The organism is Streptomyces sp. NPDC043870, assembly GCF_056435785.1.
Genome location: NZ_JBWKDT010000007.1, coordinates 185239 through 201894, shown reverse-complemented (window position 1 = coordinate 201894; position 16656 = coordinate 185239). Strand labels below are relative to the sequence as shown.

Annotated in this window: 13 protein-coding genes; 6 read left to right on the top strand and 7 right to left on the bottom strand. The window is 71.9% G+C overall.

The window, feature by feature from the left end:
- Window positions 1–167: 167 nt before the first annotated feature.
- The 6 genes from AC0699_RS12375 (at window position 168) to AC0699_RS12350 (ending at window position 7985) form a co-directional block, all read left to right on the top strand.
- Entirely contained in the window at window positions 168–1856 is a 1689-nt protein-coding gene (locus tag AC0699_RS12375; protein ID WP_478658949.1) for a protein kinase domain-containing protein, read from the top strand.
- 241 nt (window positions 1857–2097) lie between these two features.
- Complete coding sequence (locus AC0699_RS12370; RefSeq protein WP_478658946.1) at window positions 2098–2865, top strand: hypothetical protein; 768 nt, start codon at window positions 2098–2100, stop codon at window positions 2863–2865.
- Between the two features lie 153 nt (window positions 2866–3018).
- A complete protein-coding gene (locus AC0699_RS12365) occupies window positions 3019–3633 on the top strand; it encodes a PadR family transcriptional regulator (protein WP_478658943.1) in 615 nt (204 codons plus the stop codon).
- 118 nt (window positions 3634–3751) lie between these two features.
- Window positions 3752–4501 (top strand): ABC transporter ATP-binding protein, encoded by a 750-nt coding sequence (locus AC0699_RS12360; protein ID WP_478658941.1) that lies wholly within the window; start codon window positions 3752–3754, stop codon window positions 4499–4501.
- Window positions 4498–7350 (top strand): ABC transporter permease, encoded by a 2853-nt coding sequence (locus AC0699_RS12355; RefSeq protein WP_478658938.1) that lies wholly within the window; start codon window positions 4498–4500, stop codon window positions 7348–7350. The genes AC0699_RS12360 and AC0699_RS12355 overlap by 4 nt, the downstream gene beginning before the upstream one ends.
- A gap of 98 nt (window positions 7351–7448) precedes the next feature.
- Window positions 7449–7985 carry a bacterial proteasome activator family protein gene (locus AC0699_RS12350; RefSeq protein WP_478658936.1) on the top strand — a complete coding sequence of 179 codons (537 nt, stop codon included), beginning with the start codon at window positions 7449–7451 and terminating at the stop codon, window positions 7983–7985.
- 167 nt (window positions 7986–8152) lie between these two features.
- Here the strand turns inward: AC0699_RS12350 and AC0699_RS12345 are convergent, their stop codons facing one another.
- From AC0699_RS12345 to pdhA, 7 genes are all read right to left on the bottom strand, one after another.
- Window positions 8153–9145, bottom strand: a complete 993-nt coding sequence (locus AC0699_RS12345; RefSeq protein WP_478658934.1) for an NAD(P)H-quinone oxidoreductase — start codon at window positions 9143–9145, stop codon at window positions 8153–8155.
- A 141-nt stretch (window positions 9146–9286) separates the two neighbouring features.
- Complete coding sequence (locus AC0699_RS12340; protein ID WP_478659105.1) at window positions 9287–10342, bottom strand: potassium channel family protein; 1056 nt, start codon at window positions 10340–10342, stop codon at window positions 9287–9289.
- Window positions 10343–10362: 20 nt separating this feature from the next.
- Window positions 10363–11940 (bottom strand): molybdopterin molybdotransferase MoeA, encoded by a 1578-nt coding sequence (locus tag AC0699_RS12335; protein WP_478658932.1) that lies wholly within the window; start codon window positions 11938–11940, stop codon window positions 10363–10365.
- Complete coding sequence (locus tag AC0699_RS12330) at window positions 11940–12866, bottom strand: NTP transferase domain-containing protein (RefSeq protein WP_478658929.1); 927 nt, start codon at window positions 12864–12866, stop codon at window positions 11940–11942. The genes AC0699_RS12335 and AC0699_RS12330 overlap by 1 nt, the downstream gene beginning before the upstream one ends.
- A gap of 55 nt (window positions 12867–12921) precedes the next feature.
- Entirely contained in the window at window positions 12922–14475 is a 1554-nt protein-coding gene (locus AC0699_RS12325) for a dihydrolipoamide acetyltransferase family protein (protein ID WP_478658927.1), read from the bottom strand.
- Window positions 14475–15488 (bottom strand): alpha-ketoacid dehydrogenase subunit beta, encoded by a 1014-nt coding sequence (locus AC0699_RS12320; protein ID WP_478658924.1) that lies wholly within the window; start codon window positions 15486–15488, stop codon window positions 14475–14477. The genes AC0699_RS12325 and AC0699_RS12320 overlap by 1 nt, the downstream gene beginning before the upstream one ends.
- The gene (gene pdhA, locus AC0699_RS12315; protein WP_478659103.1) at window positions 15485–16645 is read right to left on the bottom strand and encodes a pyruvate dehydrogenase (acetyl-transferring) E1 component subunit alpha; all 1161 of its coding nucleotides are present in this window, start codon (window positions 16643–16645) and stop codon (window positions 15485–15487) included. The genes AC0699_RS12320 and pdhA overlap by 4 nt, the downstream gene beginning before the upstream one ends.
- Window positions 16646–16656: the final 11 nt, after the last annotated feature.

Genomic DNA, 16656 nt, shown 5'->3' with positions numbered 1-16656 from the left:
ATGCAAATCGCGTGCGGTTCCTGTAACGCTTACGGGACGCTTCTTGTGCGTACGGTCACGGAACGGGCACCTGGCTTGACGTGTCCGTGCCCTCGGGCAGACTTGGCCCGTAATCCGGATCACCGCTGTCACCGCTCGACGGTGCGCGTCTAGGGGGAAGCACAGTCATGAGCCAGGACGGCGCACAGAGCGGCCGCTATGCGGGCGGTTCGGTAGCGGGCGGCCGTTACCAGCTTCGCGACCTGCTCGGCGAAGGCGGTATGGCCTCCGTGTATCTCGCGTACGACAGCGCGCTGGACCGGCAGGTCGCCATCAAGACGCTACACACGGAACTCGGCCGCGAACAGTCCTTCCGTGAGCGGTTCCGGCGCGAGGCGCAGGCCGTCGCCAAGCTGTCCCACACCAATATCGTGTCGGTCTTCGACACCGGTGAGGACACGGTCACATTCAGCGGCTCCGGCGACGGCGACGGCGGTGTGATGCCCTACATCGTCATGGAGTACGTGGAGGGCCAGCCTCTCGGATCGGTACTGCAGGCCGACATCCGGCAGTACGGCGCGATGCCCGCGGACAAGGCGCTCAAGGTGACCGCGGATGTGCTGGCGGCCCTGGAGACCAGCCATGAGGTCGGCCTGGTCCACCGGGACATCAAGCCCGGCAACGTGATGGTGACGAAGCGTGGCGTCGTCAAGGTCATGGACTTCGGCATCGCGCGCGCCATGCAGTCGGGCGTCACATCGATGACGCAGACCGGCATGGTCGTCGGTACTCCGCAGTATCTGTCGCCGGAGCAGGCGCTGGGGCGCGGGGTCGACGCGCGCTCCGACCTGTACTCGGTCGGCATCATGCTCTTCCAGCTGCTGACGGGCCGGCTGCCGTTCGACGCGGACTCGCCGCTCGCGATCGCGTACGCGCATGTGCAGGAGGAGCCGGTCGCTCCGTCCTCCATCAACCGCTCGGTGACCCCGGCGATGGACGCGCTGGTCGGGCGGGCACTGAAGAAGAACCCGAACGAGCGTTTCCCGAGCGCTGCCGCGATGCGCGACGAGTGCATGCGGGTCGCGAGCGCGGGCCAGACGGGCGCGCCGGTGATCGTGCAGGGCGCGCCGACGAACAGCGGCGCGGGTGTGGGGTCCGCGGTGTTCCCGCCGGTGGACCAGTCGACTCCGGCGCCGCCGCCGCACAGCGTGCAGCAGCCGTACCAGCCGGGTCCCTACGGCCCCCCGACCACGGCTCCGGGTCCGGTTCCGGGTCCGGGTCCGGTTCAAGGGGCCTCGACACCTCCTCCGACCTACGGCTACCCGCAGCAGGCGCCGACCCCGGCGCCCGCCCCCGCGTACCGGACCCCGACTCCTTCCCCGGCGCCGTACAGCATCTCGCCCCAGCAGCCGGTCGGTTCGGCCCGCCGCTCGGGCAACTCGCGGATGCCGCTGATCCTCGGCTCGGTCGTGGTGGCGGTTGTGGTCATCGCCAGCCTGATCGCGATCAAGGTGATCACGGGTGGCAACGGGGACGGGGGCGGTGGCACCCCGTCGCCGAGCGACTCGGCGGTGGCGGGGCACAGGGGACCCGACCTGAGCAAGACGATCGACAAGGAGGCGTGCACCTCCCCCGACGAGGGCCAGGACCCCGAAAAGATCGTCGTGCCCGACTTCACGTACAAGAACGTCGCCTCGGTCAAGGAGTGCATCCAGGCCGCGGGCTGGTCGGTGAAGTCGGAGCGCCCGGTCAACGAGGCCGTGTACGGCGAGGGCGCGATCATCACGCAGTACCCGCCGGCCGACACCGAGGTCTCGGCGGACGATGTCGAGTTCACCCTGGAGGTCTCCACGGGTGACCCGGCCGAGTCTCAGTAGCTCGCCACGCTCTTCGGCTCTACTTCGGTTTCTCTCCGGACGGCCCGGTACACGTGTGTGTGCCGGGCCGTCCGCTTGCCGGGCCGCCGGCTGGAGGTTCGCTGAGGGTTCGCCGGCGGGGTTGCCCGGCGGGCGGGTTCACTGGAGCCGAGTGGGGCTTTTGCCCGAGATGCCAGAAATGCCCCTGCATGTGACGCTGAGTCCGACATCTCGGCGACCTGGCTCCGGAGGGGGTCATCCGGTGGCTCCGAAGCTCCGTATGCACTGCGCGACGACCATCGCGGCGTTCGCGCTGGCCGTACCCGTCGCGACGTACGCGTACGCCGGCACCCCCGCGACCTGGACCGAGGACTCCCGGGACGCCCGCGCGACGGGCCACGACCCCGGAGACGATTCCGGACCCGCCCCGGCAGGGCATGCGCCGAGGCAGACCTCACGCCCGTCACACCCGGGGAAGAGTGGCGACAGGCACGACAAATCCGGTTCGGCACAGGACAGCGGCACAAAGTGGCGGCCCGGGGCCGGCCGCGACGCCCCCGAGGCCGCCCCGAACCCCGCCGACAAGCCCGCCAAGAGGCCCGCCGGGAAGCCGACCCCGGAGGCCTCCGCGTCCGCTTCACCGTCACTCGCCGGGCGCCAGGCGGGGGAGGGCCGCAAGCGCCCCGGCCGTACGGCCGCCCCCTCCCACAGCACGACCCGGTCGCCCGATCGGCGGCATGAGCGTGAACACCCCGACGAGCATCAGGACGATCACGAGCACGATCGCGAGGACGAGGCGGAGCCGACGGCGCAGCACACGGACGACATGGACGCCGCCGTGCCGCCCACCGCCCCGCCGCCCCCGGCACCCACCACGGCCGTCACCGCCCCCGCCGCCGGCCAGGGGGCCGGCGTGCATGCTGCCGCCGAGCCGCTCGGGCGACAGATCCCGGTACTGACACTGGGTGCCGGATGCGCCCTCATGGGACTCGGCCTCGGATACATGGGACTACGGCTGCGCCGCAGCTGAGACCCCGTAGGCCACACCAGGCGCACCTCTCATGGCCGTCCGCCGACCCGCCTCATGGCCATCCACCGACCCGCCTGTCCCTCGTACGGCCTACACACGAAGTCCGCCTCAGGATGGTTGCCGACCCCGGCATACCCGGTATACATACTGAGTATGTCGATTCGCCACGGCCTCCTCGCCCTCCTCGAACGCGGCCCCCGCTACGGGTCCCAGCTCCGCACGGAGTTCGAGTCCCGCACAGGAGCCACCTGGCCGCTCAACGTCGGCCAGGTCTATACGACCCTCAGCCGGCTGGAGCGCGACGGCATGGTCGTTCAGGACGGCGAGGACGAGGCCGGCCACGCGCTCTACGTCATCACGGACGCCGGGCGCGAGGAACTCAACGCCTGGTTCGAGCGGCCGGTCGACCGGACCAGCCCGGCCCGCGACGAGCTGGCGATCAAGCTCGCCATGGCGGTCGGGGCACCCACGGTCGACATCCGCAACGTCATCCAGTCCCAGCGCCGCCACACCGTGAAGGCGATGCAGGACTACACCCGTCTCAAAGCTCAGGCGCTGGAGACCGCCCCCTCAGGACGGGACGAGATCGCCTGGCTGCTCGTACTGGAACAGCTGATCTTCCAGACCGAGGCGGAGGCCCGCTGGCTCGACCACTGCGAGGCCCGGCTCATCCGGCTCTCCACGGCGGCGGCCCGCAATCCGGAGCCTGCACCCCCACCCACCCAGGCTCCGGCTCCGGCCCACGACCGCCGGGGGCGCCGGGGCTGAGCCCCGGCTCCCCGTCCCGCCTTCCCATCCGCTCTCCGCACATCCGCTCTGCGCTCGTCCGCTCTCCGCACATCCGCTCGCGTGCGCCTTCCGCGTACGCCCAAGGGGGGACCCCTCCATGTCCGACCACTCCCAGAAGTCCCGGCAGCCGGTGCTGCAACTGCAGAACCTGACCCGGGTTCACGGCAGCGGCGCCACCGAAGTACACGCTCTGCGCGGTATCGACCTCGATGTGTTCCCCGGTGAACTCGTCGCCGTCATGGGCCCGTCCGGCTCCGGCAAGTCCACGCTCCTCACGATCGCCGGCGGCCTCGACGCCCCGACCTCGGGCCGCGTGATCGTCGAGAACACCGACATCACCGCCGCCGACCGCAAGACCCTTGCCGCCCTGCGCCGCCGCAGCATCGGATACGTCTTCCAGGACTACAACCTCATCCCGGCGCTCACTGCCGCCGAGAACGTCGCCCTGCCGCGGGAACTCGACGGCACCTCCGCCCGCAAGGCCCGCGCCGAAGCCGTGGCCGCCCTCGCCGAGATGGACCTCGGCCATCTCGCCGACCGGTTCCCGGACGAGATGTCCGGCGGCCAGCAGCAGCGGGTGGCGATCGCCCGTGCTCTCGTCGGCGACCGCCGCCTCGTCCTCGCCGACGAACCGACCGGAGCCCTGGACTCCGAGACCGGCGAATCCGTCCTCGCCCTGCTGCGCGCCCGCTGCGACGCGGGCGCCGCGGGCATCCTCGTCACCCATGAGCCGCGCTTCGCGGCCTGGGCCGACCGGGTCGTCTTCCTCCGCGACGGCGCGGTCGTCGACCAGACCGTCCGTACCGAAGCGGACTCCCTGCTGACCGGGCAGGCGGCCGAACGGTGAAGAACTGGTACCACTCCTGGCGTGCCGCGGTCCGCATAGCCCGCCGCGACGCCATCCGTTCCAAAGGGCGCAGCTTCCTCGTCCTGTCGATGATCGCCCTGCCGATCCTCGGCGTGAGCGCGGCCGATCTGACGCTGCGCAGCGCCGAACTCTCCACCGAGCAGACCATGGAGCGCAAGCTCGGTGCCGCAGACGCCAGTTTCACCGACCCCGGTACGGGCGGTGCACCGATTTACCAGGACCCCGAGGGCAACAGCTACGCCCCGGTGGGGGACTTCGAGGACAAGCCGTGGCCGACGGGCGACCACGATGTCAAGAAGGCCTTCCCGGCAGGCACCGAGTGGCTGGAGGACTCGAACGGCTTCGGCAAGCTCCGCACGGCGCACGGCCTGCTGAACACCGAGATCCGTGAGCTCAAGGCCGCGGACCCGATGGCCGCGGGAATCATGACGCTCGTCAACGGCCGGTTCCCCAAGGGGACGGACGAGGTCGCCGCGACGACCCACTTCCTGGAGTCCAGCGGGCTGAGCGTGGGCTCGAAGCTCTCGGCGCGCGGCTTCGACCGGGAGTACACCATCGTCGGCTCGTACGAGCTGCCCAACTCTCTCAAGACCGATCAGGTCAATGCGGTCCCGGGCGCCCTGCTCGACCCGCTCGACAAGGCGCTCGCGGCGGACAAGCTGCCCGGCACCGGGAAGAGCGCGAGCTACCTGGTGAGCGTTCCGGGAAGTTTCACGTGGAACATGGTCAAGGAGGCCAACGCCAAGGGTGCGACGGTGATGTCGCGGGCCGTTCAGCTCGCCCCGCCCGCCGACTCGGACGTACCGCTCTACGACCAGCAGGACGGGGGCGGCGACTATGAGGAGAGCACGGCCGCGCAGGCGGCGGCGCTCGCCGCGGTCGGCACCGTCGTCGGCCTCGCCATGCTGGAGATCTGTCTGCTGGCCGGCCCCGCCTTCGCCGTGGGCGCCCGGCGCTCGCGCCGCCAGCTCGGACTGGTCGGTGCCAATGGCGGCGACCGCCACCACATCCGCGCCATCGTCCTGGCCGGCGGTCTGGTGATCGGCTTCGCGGCGGCGGTCGTGGGCACGGTCCTCGGCCTTGTCCTGACCTTTGCGCTGCGCCCCCTGCTCGAGGATCAGATGGGTGCGCGCTTCGGCGACTTCGACATCCGGCCGCTGGAGCTGCTCGGCATCGGGCTGCTCGCGGTGATCACCGGTCTGCTGGCCGCGATCGTCCCGGCGGTCACCGCCTCCCGGCAGACCGTTCTGGCCTCCCTCACAGGGCGTCGGGGCGTCCGCCGCAGCAGCAGGGTGCTTCCCGTGATCGGCCTGGTCGCGGCGCTGCTCGGAGCGGCGATCGCGCTGTACGGGTCCGTCTACTCGGACCAGTTCGTCGTCGTCGCCGGCGGAAGCGCGCTCGCCGAACTGGGCATCGTGGCCCTCACCCCCGCGCTGGTCGGCCTCTTCGGCCGGACGGGCCGCTGGCTGCCGCTCTCGCCGCGGCTCGCGCTGCGCGACGCCGTACGCAACCGGGGCCGCACGGCTCCGGCGGTGGCCGCGGTACTGGCCGCGGTGGCCGGAACCGTCGCCGTGGCCACGTACGCCGCGAGCAACGACGCCCAGAACGAAGCCGACTACGAGGCGCAGCTGCCGCACGGCGCGGTCTTTCTGGGGCTCGACGAGGCCGGCGGCCGGGACGTCCCGGAGGCCCGGGCGGCCGTACAGAAATACCTGCCGGTCGATGTGCAGGCCGACGTGGACCGCATCGTCGTCGGGAACGTCAACTGCGGGCAGTACAGCGGCGGTACCAACGGCTGTGGCCAGTACGAGGTCGTCGTACCCAAGGCGCACCAGTGCCCGCTGTGGAGTTCGACCGGGGATCCGGCCGAGAAGTTCACCAAGGCCCAGCGCCGCGCGCTCGCCAAGGACTGGCGCTGCAAGGAGAACCAGGGGATGAACGCCCTGCCGGGTGGTGTGGTCGTCGGTGACGCGAAGCTGCTGAAGGTGCTCGCGATCGACTACCCCGCGGCCACGAAGGCCCTGGCGGACGGCAAGATCGTCTCCTTCGACAAGCGCAACGTCGACAAGAGCGGCTCGATCGGCATCCGTCTGATCACCGACATCGAAGCCGCCGACAAGGCGATGGAGGAGGGCAAGGAGGCTCCGGGACCGGTCAAGACCTTCCCCGCTCACCAGGTCGCCGGAGACGTGAACGCGTACGGGCTGTCGATGATCCTTCCGCCGGCCGCAGCCAAGGCTTCCGGCATCGTCACCGTCCCCTTCGGGGCGTACTACTCGACCGACCGGATGCCGAGCAGCGAGCAGCGGCAGAAGCTGGACGGTGAGCTCGACAAGACCGGCGCCGATGTCGCCCTCCACATCGAGGAGGGCTACACCAGTGACAGCAGCATCGTGCTGCTGGCGCTCACCGTCTTCGCCGGGCTGATCACCATCGGTGCGGCCGGTATCGCGACCGGGCTCGCCCAGGCCGACGCCGAGGCGGACCTGAAGACGCTGGCTGCCGTCGGCGCCCCGCCGCGAGTCCGTCGCACGCTGAGCGGTTTCCAGTGCGGTGTGGTCGCGGCGATGGGTGTGGTGCTCGGCTCGGCGGCGGGTGTGCTGCCGGCGGTCGGACTGCGACTGACCGAGCACCGCCAGGAGATGAAGTGGTACGAGGAGGCCCTCGACTCGGGCTTCGGCGGGATCAACGGCCCGCCGAACGTCCCGATCATCCTCCCCTGGGAGACCCTCGCCGCCCTGCTGATCGTCGTCCCGCTCGGCGCGGCCGTCCTTGCGGCCCTGGTCACCCGCTCGCGCGGGGCCCTGGCCCGCCGCGCCGCGACCTGAGCCCATCCGTGACGGACCTGTGCCCCCGTACCAGGGTGGATCACCCCGGTACGGGGGCACACCGTGTGGTGAACCACTTGTGCGAGAGAATGGGCGGCATGGAGATGCCGAGGAATGAACGGTCGCAGGAGAGCCCCCATGTCCTCATCGTGGGACAGGACGGGATGGCACTCGGCGGCAGTGACGGTGACGACGAGTCGCGCGAGGTCCCGGTGACGGAGATGGTCGAACAGCCTGCGAAGGTCATGCGCATCGGCAGCATGATCAAGCAGCTGCTGGAGGAAGTGCGGGCGGCACCTCTGGACGAGGCGAGCCGCGTCAGGCTCAAGGAGATCCACGCGAGCTCGGTGAAGGAGCTCGAGGACGGCCTCGCTCCGGAGCTCGTCGAGGAGCTGGAGCGCCTGTCGCTCCCGTTCACCGACGAGGCGGTGCCCTCGGAGGCGGAACTGCGCATCGCCCAGGCCCAGCTGGTCGGCTGGCTGGAGGGCCTGTTCCACGGTATCCAGACGGCGCTGTTCGCCCAGCAGATGGCGGCCCGCGCCCAGCTCGAACAGATGCGCCGTGCTCTCCCCCCGGGCGCCCCTCACGACGACGACAGCCCCCACGGCGCGATCCGCTCGGGCCCCTACCTCTAGCGACGCACGTACCTCCAGCGACGCCCCAGCGACGCAAACGGCCGGGCCCCGCTCCCCTCAGGGGGAACGGGGCCCGCGACGTTGTAGGGGGCTGTTCCCCCTCTGCCCAGCGCTCAGCGCTCAGCGATGGGACATCCCCAGCCGTGGGTCACCCCTCAGCTGTGGGGTCACGCCTCAGCTGTGGGCGCGACCAGGACCACCTTGCCCACGTGGGCACCCGAGTCCAGCGCCCGGTGCCCCTCGGACGCCTCCGGCATCGGCACGGTGCGATCAACCACTGCCCGAACCGTCCCGGCCTCGACCAGGGGCCACACATGCTCGCGCACCGCCGCCACGATCGCCGCCTTCTCGGTCAGCGGCCGCCCTCGCAACGACGTCGCCGTCACCGCCGCCCGCTTCCCCAGCAGCGCCCCGAGGTTCAGCTCGGCCTTCACGCCACCCTGCAGCCCGATCACGGCGAGACGGCCGTTGACGGCCAGCGCCCGCACGTTCCGGTCCAGATACTTCGCGCCGATGATGTCGAGAATGACGTCCGCCCCGGCCCCGTCCGTCGCCTTCCGCAGCTCCTCGACGAAGTCCTGCTCGCGGTAGTCGATCAGAATGTCCGCGCCCAGTTCCGCGCACCGCGCCAGCTTCTCCGCGCCACCCGCCGTGACCGCGACCCGCGCCCCGACCGCCTTCGCCAGCTGGATCGCCATCGTGCCGATCCCGCTCGCTCCGCCGTGCACCAGCAGCGTCTCACCGGGCCGCAGATGCGCCACCATGAACACGTTGGACCAGACCGTGCAGGTCACCTCCGGCAGCGCAGCCGCCGTGACCAGGTCGACGCCCTGCGGCACCGGCAGCAGCTGTCCCACCGGAACGGCCACCTTCTCCGCGTACCCGCCGCCGGCCAGCAGCGCACACACCTCGTCGCCGACACGCCACCCGGAGACTCCGGGGCCGAGCGCCGCGATCCGGCCCGAGCACTCCAGCCCGGGGTAGGGGGACGCGCCGGGCGGCGGTTCGTAGAAGCCTTGTCGCTGCAACAGATCCGCGCGGTTGACCGCGCTCGCGACAACGTCGACGAGGACTTCCCCCTCGCCGGGCACAGCGTCGGGCACCTCCGCCCAGACCAGCGCCTCGGGACCACCTGGTTCGGGAATCGTGATCGCATACATGGCCGCGAGGCTACTCCGGCCGCCCTGCACGCGCCGGGTGATCTTGCCGCGCCCGCGAAGACCGCTCGGGGCGCGACTCGGTCCGCGCAGGGCGCGACTCGGTCCGCGCAGGGCGCGACTCGGTCCGCGCAGGGCGCGTTGTCAGTCCGTGCCGGGCACCGGATGGCTGTTCTCCGCCCGCACGATGGTGATCAGGCGGTCCGTGAGCTGCAACGGGCTGGCCTTGGGGTCGTCGTAACCCAGCAGCCGGTGCCCCCGTAGCACGCTCACCACCAGGTCGTCCGTCTCCCGGACGCTCTTGCCGACCTCGCTCTTTATCACTGGCCGCTCGACCAGATCGAGCCCGCTGCCCTGCTGGATCAGGTCCTCCATCACGGTGCCCGCGTACGGGCTCAGCACGGACAGCCCGAGCAGCCGGCCCGCCGCGCTGGCGCTGGTGATCACGGCGTCGGCACCGGACTGGCGCAGCAGAGGCGCGTTCTCCTCCTCGCGCACGGCTGCGACGATCTTCGCTCCCCGGTTGAGCTGCCGCGCGGTCAGCGCGACCAGGACCGCCGTGTCATCGCGCTGAGTGGCGATGACGATCTGGCGCGCCTTCTGCAGCTCGGCACGGATCAGCACATCACTGCGGGTCGCATCGCCGACGACCCCCGCGAACCCATCCGCGTTGGCCGCCTCGATGACCTTTGAACTCGGATCCACTACGACGACCTGCTCCTTCTTCAGACCCGTCGCGCACAGGGTCTGAAGCGCGGAACGTCCCTTCGTACCGAAGCCGATGACTACGGTGTGGTCACGCACAGTGGCCCTCCAGCGGCTCAGCCGCCACTCCTCCCGGGTCCGCTCGGTGAGGACCTCAAGAGTGGTGCCGACCAGGATGATCAGGAACAGCACGCGCAGCGGCGTCACCAGCAGCACATTCGCCAGCCGGGCGCTGTCGCTGTGCGGGACGATGTCGCCGTAACCCGTGGTGGAGAGGGTGACGGTCGCGTAGTAGACGGAGTCGAGGAAGTCGACTCGCCCATCGGCGTTGTCGTGGTAGCCGCCACGGTCGAGCCAGACGACGAACACCGTGAGCACCAGCACGAACAGCGCCAGCAGCAGGCGCTTGCCAACCTGACGCAGGGGACGCCCGACGACGCGGCGCGGCATGTTGACGCGCGCAGCGGCCAACTGTTCGTCGGCATTCCGGGCCATGACGTCATGACCGGGAAGTTTCACGTGAAACACCCTTCGATGGTCGGCGACCAGGGCAGATCGAGGACCTCCAGCTCGTCTCCGGTGCGCGCTCCGCCAGGTGGAACGACGGCGAGAGCGTGCGCGGCCGCGATGCCCCGAAGCATGGCCGGACCGTTGTAGTGCAGCGGTACGAGCCTGTCGCCACGACGCACCACGGGCACCAGCCGGGTGTCATACGGATGACCATGCACCTCGTCCCGTAGGGACGCGCGGTACGGGGCCGGGGTTGCCCGCCCGGACCTCTCGCGCAGCAGCGGCTCGGCGAGTGTGAGCAACCCCGAGACGGCAGCGAGCGGATTCCCTGGCAGTCCCACCAGATGCCGGCCGGGCGCGAGCCTGGCCAGCAGCATCGGGTGCCCGGGGCGCACGGCGACACCGTCGACCAGTAGCTCGGCGCCTGCCTTGCGGAGCACCGGATGGACATGGTCGACGGGCCCGGAGGCCGTGCCGCCCGTGGTGACGACGAGGTCGGCCTCGGAGTTCGTGACGGCCCGGTGCAGCGCGTCGGCGTCGTCACCGATCCGTCGGGTGGCGACAACGTCGGCGCCGAGCGCCCTCAGCCAGGGACCGATCATCGGCCCGAGGGCATCGCGGATCAGACCGTCTTGAGGCAGTCCCTCCGTGAGCAGTTCATCGCCCAGTACGAGCACTTCGACGCTCGGTCGCACGACCGTGTCCAACGCGTCGTAGCCGGCGGCCGCGGCGAGTCCGAGCACGGCGGGGGTCACCAGCGTTCCGGCGGGGAGGAGTTGGTCGCCGGAGCGGCACTCCTGGCCGCGCGGTCTGATGTCCTGACCGTGGGTCACCTGGCGCTGTGCGTGGAGGTGGCCGCTGTTGTCGGTGTGGGAGTGCTCACTGCGGATCACGGCGGTGGCGCCGGGCGGGATCCGGGCGCCGGTGGCAATCCGTACGGCCGTGCCGTCGGCGAGCGGCTCCGGCTCGCCGTGTCCGGCGAGGATGCCGCTGTCGCTGCTCTCCACGGTCCAGGGGCCGGGTCCGGCGACCGCCCAGCCGTCCATGGCGGAGGTGTCGAAGGACGGCAGATCGGTGAGCGCGGCGAGCGGCGCGGCGAGCACTCGTCCGAGTGCCCCGTCGAGGGGATCGCGGCGGGTACGGAGCGCGGTGGCGCGGCCGGCACGCGCGGCGAGCGCACGGGCCTCGCCCCAGGGCGCGGCACGGTGCCCTTCGGCGGGCGGGCGGCCCTGACCGGCTGTCGACGGGCTGCCGTCCCTGCGGCCCGACGACCGGCCCGGCTGCCGCCCCACCAGGGCGAGCGCGTCCTCGACGCCGTCGTCAGCGTCAGCGGCAGCTGAGGGCGTCGTCGCGGCCTCTGCGCGACCGTTGTCTGCCGGACCCGTACCGGCCACTGCGCGACCGTTGTCTGCCGGACCCGTACCGGCCACTGCGGCACCGCCCGGCACGTCGAGTCCGCCGCTGTGCCCGGCAGCGCCCGAACGGTCGAGTGTGTCGCCGTGCCCGGCAGCACCCGAAGCGTCCGGTCCGTGGCCCCGCACGGCAGCACCCGGAGCGTCGAGTCCACGGTCCCACGTCGACATCAGGTGTCGGCCTCGTCGTTCGGGCCCGGGTCGGCGGGCCCTTCGGCCTTCCCCTGCCCGCCGCCTGCGGTCTCGTCGGTCTCTGCGGCCTCTGCGGCCCACCGCGCGGCGAGCGCCGTGGCCTTGCGGGCCGCCTCGGCCACGGCCTGGACAGCGTCGCCGCCCGCCTTGGCCGCCGCATAGCCGACCAGGAAGGTGGTGAGCGGCGCGGCGGGCCGGGCGACACCATGGGCGGCGTCCCGGGCCAGGTCGAGCAGCACGCCGGTGTCGACGTCGAGCTCGATGCCGAGTTCGTCCTTGACTGCGGTGATCCATTCGTCCAGCACGTTTCCATGCTCCCTGATACGCGCCCGGGCTGCGGCGATGTCCTCCCAGGTGTCGCAGTCGAAGACGGCCGGCGGCTCCGCGGGGATCCGGTCGAGGTCGAGCTCCTGCGTGAGCAGCCGCAGCGGCAGCCCCGCGAGGCTGCCGTACTCGGCGGCGATCAGGGCCATCTCCCGGCGCAGCGGCTCGGCCCGGTAGGCCGCGACGAGCGGCTGGTCGCGGCCCTCGGCATCGGTGAGCAGCGCCGCCTCCTGCCCGCCCGCGCCCAGCGCGTCGAGCAGCTGCCGCACCGTCCCCTCCCCGAGGAAGGGAAGGTCGGCGGAGAGTACGAGAACGGTGGGCGCCGACGTCTGCCGCAGCCCGGCGTCGAGCGCGGCGAGCGGCCCACCGCCGGACGGGGTCTCCCGCGCCCAGAGAACCGGGCGCGCGGTCGCCCGCCGACCGCCGACCACAACGGTGCGGCCGGCGCCGCGGCACACCGTGAGCACCCGGTCGAGCAGCGCCCGGCCGCCGACGCTCACCCCAGGCTTGTCCGCCCCGCCGAGGCGCTTGGCAGCGCCTCCGGCGAGCACGATCGCGTCGTACTCCGCATCCGCAGTCACTCCAGAAGTATGGGCCGCGATCACCCGTACGGAACCGGTGGGGAACCGGCAGGAGCTACAGCGTGCGCAACAGCACAGCGGGACTCTCGACGCAGTCGGCCACGTACCGGAGGAAACCGCCCGCCGTGCCGCCGTCGCACACCCGGTGGTCGAAGGTGAGCGAGAGCTGCACGACCTGCCGGACCGCCAGCTCGCCCTCATGCACCCAGGGCTTCGGCACGATTCGGCCGACCCCGAGCATCGCCGCCTCCGGGTGGTTGATGATCGGCGTGGACCCGTCGACGCCGAACACCCCGTAGTTGTTCAGGGTGAACGTGCCGCCGGTGAGGTCCGCGGGTGTGAGGCTGCCCTGCCGGGCCTTGTCGGTCAGCCGCGCGAACTCCTCGGTGAGCGACTCGGCCGTGCGGCCGTGGGCGTCCCGGACCACGGGAACGACCAGGCCGCGGTCGGTCTGGGCCGCGAAGCCGAGATGCACCTCTGGCAGGCGCACGATCTCCCTGGCGTCCAGGTCCACCGTGGAGTTGAGCTCGGGATAGCGGGCGAGCGCGGCCGTGCAGATCCGGGCCAGCAGTGCGAGGAGCGAGATCTTCGGCCCGCCCGCGGCGTTCATCGCCCGGCGCGCGGCCATGAGCTCGGTCGCGTCGGCGTCCACCCAGCAGGTCGCGTCCGGTATCTCGCGCCGGCTGCGGGACAGCTTCTCGGCGACGGCCCCGCGCACCCCGCGCAGCGGGATCCGCTCGGCGCCTGCCGTCACGGGCACTGCGGCGGGCGCCGAGGCGGACACGACCGGCCGCGGCGCGACCGGCTGCGGCGCGACCGGCTGCGGCCCGGCGGCGGAGGCAAGGGCCCGGACCGCGTGCTCCACATCGGCGCGCAGGATCAGTCCGTCGGGGCCCGACCCCTTCAGCTCTCGAAGATCGACGCCGTTCTCCCTGGCCAGCCGCCGCACCAATGGCGAAATCACCGCAACGGGCCCTTCCGCGGCACGCCCGGTCGGCTGAGCGACGGAAGCGCTCCACACCGCACCACCGCGCGGCGCATCCGGCGCCGGGCTCTCCACAGCGCTGTCCCAGGCGGGCTCATGGCCCGCGAAGGCTGCCGTGTCCGACGACGTCGCCCCGGGCCGCGGGTCCGCGCCGGCCGCGCCGGGTGACGGTGCGGTCGCCCCGTTCGCCGCGCCCACAGGGCCGGCGGCGCCGGGCGCGGCGCCCGACAGGGCGGACGGCCGGATCCGACGGCGGCGCGCCGCCGGCGCACCCGTGCCGTACCCGACGAGCACATTGCCGGACGACTCTTCCCCGGCCGCCCCGGTCGCCCCGGACGCCGACGGCGTCGTCCCGGAGGACCCGGGCACCGGGTCCGCCGGACCCACCGCGACGGTGAGCAGGGGAGCCCCGACGGGCAGCTCGGTGCCCTCTTCACCGAAGCGCGCGGTCACCACGCCCGCGTAGGGACAGGGCACCTCCACCATCGCCTTGGCCGTCTCGACCTCGACGACCGGCTGGTCGATCGCGACGACATCGCCCACGGCGACCAGCCACCGCACGATCTCCGCCTCGGTGAGGCCTTCACCGAGGTCCGGCAGCTTGAATTCGAGCACCTGGGCCATCAGCTCTCCGCCTCCCACTGCAGCCGCGCCACGGCGTCCAGTACCCGGTCCACACCCGGCAGATGGTGACGTTCCAGCATCGGCGGCGGATACGGGATGTCGAAGCCGGCAACTCTCAGCACCGGCGCCTCCAGGTGGTGGAAGCAGCGCTCGGTGACCCGGGCAGCTATCTCCCCGCCCGGCCCGCCGAACCCGGTCGACTCATGGACGACGACCGCCCGGCCGGTGCGCCGCACCGACGCGCACACCGTCTCGTCGTCGAAGGGCACGAGGGAGCGCAGATCGACGACTTCAAGATCCCAGCCCTCGGCCTGCGCGGCCTCGGCGGCCTCCAGACAGACCGGCACGGACGGCCCGTACGTAATGAGCGTGGCACTGTGCCCCGGGCGCCGCACCACCGCGCGCCCTATCGGCTCCACGGCGGCCGGAGCTTCCGGCGACCAGTCGGCCTTCGACCAGTACAGCCGCTTCGGCTCCAGGAAAATGACGGGGTCGTCGGAGGCGATCGCGGCCCGCAGCAGCCCGTACGCGTCCTCGACCGTGGCCGGCGCGACGACATGGAGCCCCGGAGTCGCGATGTAGTACGCCTCGGACGAGTCACTGTGGTGCTCGACTCCGCCGATCCCGCCGCCGTACGGCACGCGCACGGTGATCGGCAGCGGCATCGCGCCGCGCGTGCGGTTCCGCATCCGGGCGACATGGCTGATCAGCTGCTCGAAGGCGGGGTAGGCGAAGGCGTCGAACTGCATCTCGACGACGGGGCGCAACCCGTACATCGCCATACCGATGGCCGTCCCGAGGATCCCCGCCTCGGCCAGCGGTGTGTCCGTACAGCGGTCCTCGCCGAACTCCTTGGCGAGACCGTCCGTGACCCGGAAAACGCCGCCGAGCGTGCCGACGTCCTCGCCCATGACGTGGACGGACGGGTCCTCGGCCATCGCGTCGCGCATCGCGCGCTGCAGGGCCTGCGCCATCGTGGCGGGCTTGGACGGCCTGACGGTTGCCGTGCTCATCGTGCGTCACCCTCCGCGCCGTGGCCGCCGTGGGCACCCTCGGCGTCCAGCTCGGCGCGCAACTGTGCCGCCTGCTCACGCAGTTGGGTGGTCTGCTCTGCGTAGACATGCGCGAACAGGTCCATCGGGTCGAGCACCGGATCCGCGTTCATCCGCTCCCTCAGCTGTGCGGCCATCGTCTCGGCGGCCTCGCCGGCCGCCCGTACGGTGTCCTCGTCGAGCAGCCCGCGCCCGGTCAGGTCCTGCTCCAGCAGCCGGATCGGGTCGTGCTCGCGCCAGGCCTCGACCTCGCTGTCGCCCCGGTACCGGGTGGCGTCATCGGCGTTGGTGTGCGCGTCGATGCGGTAGGTGATGGCCTCGACGAGGGTCGGGCCGCCGCCTTGCCGCGCCCGCGCGACCGCCTCGGTCAGCACCTCGTGCACCGCCACCGCGTCGTTCCCGTCGACGAGACGTCCGGGCATTCCGTAGCCGACCGCCTTGTGCGCGAGCGAGGGCGCCGCGGTCTGCTTGGCGAGCGGGACAGAGATCGCGAAGCCGTTGTTCTGTACGAGGAAGACGACCGGGGCCTGCCATACGGCGGCGAAATTGAGCGCCTCGTGGAAGTCGCCCTCGCTGGTGCCGCCGTCGCCGACCATGGCGAGCGCGACGACGTCGTCGCCCTTGAGGCGCGCGGCGTGCGCCAGGCCCACGGCGTGCGGCAGCTGGGTGGCGAGCGGCGTGCAGAGCGGCGCTATGCGGTGCTCGCGCGGGTCGTAGCCGGTGTGCCAGTCGCCGCGCAGCAGCGTCAGTGCCTGGACGGGGTCGAGGCCGCGGGCCACGGCCGCGAGGGTGTCCCGGTAGCTGGGGAAGAGCCAGTCGCGCTCCTCCAGGGCGAGCGCGGCAGCGACCTCGCACGCCTCCTGGCCGGTGCTCGACGGGTAGACGGCGAGCCTGCCCTGCTTGGTCAGTGCGGTCGCCTGCGCGTTGTACCTGCGGCCGCGGACCAGCTCCGCGTACAGCCGCAGAAGCAGCTCGGGGTCGGCCCCGGCCGCGGCGTCGGTGCCGAGGACCCGGTACGGCTCCGGGTCGGGAAGCAGCGGCGCAGGGTCGGTGCGCGGCTTCCAGGCAGGGGGCGGGGTGGGCCTGTAGGCCGCACCCGGCCGCTCCTGGACCGTCATGCTGCTCTTCT